The sequence below is a fragment of the Noviherbaspirillum denitrificans genome (assembly GCF_002211445.1).
In the GTDB taxonomy this organism is placed as follows: domain Bacteria; phylum Pseudomonadota; class Gammaproteobacteria; order Burkholderiales; family Burkholderiaceae_D; genus Noviherbaspirillum; species Noviherbaspirillum denitrificans.
This window is the reverse complement of the sequence record NZ_LSTO01000001.1, coordinates 912,110-915,702: the sequence shown is the minus strand read 5'-3', so window position 1 is coordinate 915,702 and position 3,593 is coordinate 912,110. Positions and strand designations below refer to the sequence as shown.

The 3,593-nt window shown below is 62.8% G+C and carries 3 protein-coding genes; all 3 read right to left on the bottom strand.

All coding sequences use genetic code 11. The annotated features are described in order from the left end of the window. Positions 1–501 (bottom strand): hypothetical protein (locus AYR66_RS04605; protein WP_206047063.1); only part of this gene is annotated, 501 nt, incomplete at its 3' end. Further along, complete coding sequence (locus AYR66_RS04600; RefSeq protein WP_088706543.1) at positions 502–1,467, bottom strand: cytochrome c biogenesis ResB family protein; 966 nt, start codon at positions 1,465–1,467, stop codon at positions 502–504. Between the two features lie 42 nt (positions 1,468–1,509). Then, on the bottom strand, positions 1,510–3,593 hold a 2,084-nt coding region (locus AYR66_RS04595; RefSeq protein ID WP_206047062.1), incomplete at its 5' end, for a cytochrome c3 family protein.

Genomic DNA, 3,593 nt, shown 5'->3' with positions numbered 1-3,593 from the left:
CAGGCGGTTGAACCAGTCGATCCCGCGCTGCGTCCGCCGCAGCTGGATCACACCAGCCAGCCCGACCGCCACCAGCATCGCGCCCAGGAAGACCTTGCCCAGGCCAACGTGGATATACAGCCATGGTGTGCGGAACGAGCGCGGGAAGTGAACCTCCCCCGGGCTCGACAGCACCAGCCAGCCCATCATTACGAACATGATCGGCATGACGACGGCGGCCGAAGCGCGGATCTGGGGGATGCGCCAGAAGGCAATGATGAAGGCAAGCATCAGGCTCCACACATTGCTCGACAGGATTTCGAACATGGTCACGAAGGGGCCATGTCCGAGGCGTTCCCAGCGCACCAGCAGCGAAGCGGTATGCAGCAGCCAGCCCGCGGTCATCAGGAGCAGGACGGTCCGCTCGGGACGTTTCTTCATCACGACGGACCAGATGGCGACGATGCCCCCCAGCACGTAGAAGATGATTCCCGCCCACAGCAGCCGCAGTTCAAGTTCCATCTAGTTGTCCTTGTTCCATTGTGTCGACGCAAACTTGCGCCAGAAGTGCCAGGAGAGGCTGAGCACTCCCACTGCGCAGGCAGCGAGCATCCAGGGAACGGTCCAGTCGTAGAACACCTTGTACCCCATCCACGTGCGCAGCTCGCGATACTGAAGCACGCCGTCCGGCAATGCAAGCTCTTCGCCCGGCTGCAGGACATGGCGGATGTCGCCGCTGCGGACAACGAGTGCCCGGTTATCCGGCAGGCGGAACCGGGATGGCCGGTCCGGGGGAATGAGGACGTCGTCGAATTCCAGCTTGACCCAGATATCATCCCGGCGCCCGCCAGGATGCCAGCTCGCCGCCTGGCTTTCGGCATGCGCAGGATAGCCCGGAAGGTGGACAGCGGCAAGGATGGGCTCTCCCTGTAACGGACGCCAGATGAATACCGGGGCAAAGCCTTTGTTGGAGGTGGGATAGAAGTGGTATCCGGACAAGGTCAGCGGCCGGTTGATGCCGATCTCCCCTACCCGCTCCTCGCCGCGCGTGTCGCGCCAGCGCACCCTGTTGACGATCTGGTCCAGCGCCGGACCTTCGGTGTAGGCGATGTCGAATCCTTCATTGATGAAGGAAACCTTGTCCAGCCGGTCGGGGTGCAGCGGTCCGGCGTCGCGTTGCTTGAGTCCGGCGAAGGATTCGCCCTGAGTCAGCTCGGCCGCACCGTTCAGGTAGGTCAGGCGCCCGACAGCGGCCAGCAGGACCAGCACGATGAGGGCAAGGTGGAAAACCAGTAGCGCCATCTGGCGTCGGAAGACACCGTTGGTGGCGACTGCCGCGATCAGGTTGACCGCCAGGATGAACAAGGGGCCGGCCAGCCAGGGCGTGGCGCTGTCCCCGATCTTGTACACCGCCACCGTCGCCACGCCGAGCAGGACCAGGCCCACCGGCGTGAACTTGAGCGAGGCCAGGGCATGGACGACGCGCATCGGGTTATTGGACGGAAACGCCAACTTTCGCGGGGTTCCCGGTTACGGCGGCGACGAGCAATTGGTGCGCATCGTGTCCCTGCTGCCACCGTTGCAGTTGGACTCCGACCACTGGCCGCTGGGGAAGGAGACGATGCGCAGGAAGGCGTTCCGGTAGTACGGGCCGTTGGAGTAGCCGACGTTGTTGGTGTAGCTCACCGCAGTACCCGCTGCAAGGCCGGCCTCTGGGCCGACGTCGTTCAGGTTGACCAGGAAGTTTCGGTTCTTCCATCCATGCGGAACGGCGACATGGCACCAGTTGCATTTGAGTCCGTTGGTGCTGCCGCCAACCTTGATCCTGTCCCGGTGCACCTGGTGGCCGTCGCCTCGCGACGTGCTCCACCCGGTGCCGCCGCCGCCGGTCGCGTACGAGTTGTAATTGTGGCACTTGAAGCACAGGCCTTCCGGCTGCCCTACGCCAGTGTTCTGGTTGTAGTTACCCTTGAGGAGGAAGTTGTTGGCCGATCCATGCGGTCCCCAAGGGCTTCCGCCTTCGATGGTATTGCTGTTACCCGTCGGCATGACCGTGCCGTTGGCCGTCCCCGATCCATGGCAGTCCGAGCAGTACATGGTCTGGTTACCGAGAGCGCCGGCGTTGCTCCAGGGTGTAAGCCAATTGCCGGCACGTCCGGTGCGGCCGGTCGGGCGCATGACGGGATGCCAGGAACGATGGTTGTTGTTGTTGGTTGCCGTTGCCGCGGCAGATGTCCCGGCGCCGCCATCGTAACCTTTGCTGACGGAACCGACCGCCACGGCATGGGTGGACGGTGCCTGGAATTCCTTTGCCTGGTTGGTGTAGCGGCTGAAATTGGTGTGGCCATTGGAATTTGCCGGGGTGCGGCTGCCGCCGCCCAATGCCGGGCGTGTCGTGCCGTTCGGGTACAGGTTGTCGTCGGTATAACCGTAGTTGGAATGGCACTTCAGGCAGATCTGGTACTCGCGCGTCACATAGGTTGCTGAATCGAGACTGCCCGTGTTGTTGCCGGGGTCGCCCCGCTTGACCGTGAAATCGGACGGCATCGATTGGAAGGAGTTGTTCGGATAAATGGGCTCGATGCCCCATGTGCCCCGCAGCACGCCAGAGATGACATTGGTATGCGTATAACCGGTGGCGTCCTCGTGCTTGTGTGTGCCCGCCTTATCCTTGGTGTTGGTGGCGGAAAGCGTTCCCGGCAAGCCGTTCTGGGACTTGATGACGCGGTGCGGGTTATGGCAATCGGTGCACTCTGCGTGACGATTGGTGCCGGCTCCGAAACCCAGCCGGGCGCGTGATTCGAGAAAATCCTTGCCGCACTTGCCCGTGGCCTTGGTACAGTCCGCATCGATAGCATCGTTGAAGATGCCGCCGATCTCGTGGACTTCCACGCCCGCGCCGGCCAGCTGCTCGGTGCTGGTGATCGGCATGCGCCTCGCGAGCGTCGTGAAATCAGTCTTGATGTCCGGTACGGCGGCGTTGGTCAGCGCCGTATAGTTGACGATTGAACCAGTGCTTGTTGTATGGCACTGGTAGCAGGTTTCCTCGATGGCGGAGTTGCCGCCGGTCTTCGGCGAGTTGGTGCTGTCAGTGCCCTCGCGCAGCAAGCGTTTCGCCCCCTGCACGGTATGCGTGTCGTGGCAGTTCAGGCAGGATACCTGCCACACTTCCGGGTTGGTGTTTGCCGGCGTGTCGGAAGAGGACGGGAATTCGCGCTGCTGCGCAGCCGCTGCCTTATAGGTATGCGAAGCGACGTCGCGGTTCGCATGCGCCGAGTACGCCCAGGCGACCCCGCCTTTATCGTGACAGGCAAGGCAGACGATGTCGTTGGTGGCATTGAATGCGCCCCCGCCGGGCTGCGCAACCTGGAAGCGATTCAAGCGCAGGAACTTGGCATTGCCGTTGCCAGTGGCGTTATCGCGCAAATGCGGGTCATGGCAGGTAGTGCACTGCATCTGGCTCTTGTCGAGCGGAAGCTTGGGCGGCGTGGTGCCGCCGACGCGGTTGCCGACGTTCACACCGTCCGGCACGCGCAGCTCGCCGTCAGCATTGGCCAACGTGGTGTCGTAGGTGAAGGAGATCGGATGATCCGACTTCAGATCGATACCGAGAT

Excerpts from the sequence above, each read along its gene's own strand:
- AYR66_RS04600 (WP_088706543.1), bottom strand. The coding sequence starts at position 1,467 with ATGCGCGTCGTCCATGCCCTGGCCTCGCTCAAGTTCACGCCGGTGGGC.